At 41.8% G+C, this 421-nt stretch carries 1 protein-coding gene; it reads right to left on the bottom strand.

Translation table 11 applies throughout. The annotated features are described in order from the left end of the window. The coding region (locus F8C76_RS19915; protein ID WP_170284071.1) for a hypothetical protein at positions 1-421 on the bottom strand (421 nt) is incomplete at both ends.

Here is a 421-nt window from a genome sequence, read left to right as displayed (position 1 = left end):
TCCGGGATGAATAAATCACCTATTAAAGCAGCTTGACGATCTGGTGGAACTAAAGTAAGCAATTGGGTAACGACGCTTACGAGCTTCATAACATCTTCTTCCGTTGGAGCTGGTGGGACTAATAACTGTGTACAATCCATTTTTCTCATGAGCATTTCGGTAGCTCTCTTCTTGTCTTTCTCGGGCAATCTTCCTATTATTATAGCAATAGATTTGTATAGTTGCTTTCTATTGTCTAACAGCTTGTTATTCTGTAGCATCAAATCTATGGCAGCCTGACTTGCTTCTTGTGAAGAGAGCATACCATTTCCAATCGAATCAAACCTTTCCTTAACCATCTTCGCAGCAGGCAAAATTACCTCAGCACTGGAGTCAGAAGATACGCTGGAATCTTCTGCGCTAGAATCAAGACCATACGGCC

Origin of the sequence: Flagellimonas olearia, assembly GCF_009184425.1 — a bacterium.
Classification (GTDB): Bacteria; Bacteroidota; Bacteroidia; order Flavobacteriales; family Flavobacteriaceae; genus Flagellimonas; species Flagellimonas olearia.
The sequence above is the reverse complement of the archived record's forward strand: the minus strand, read 5'-3'. Positions and strand labels throughout refer to the sequence as shown.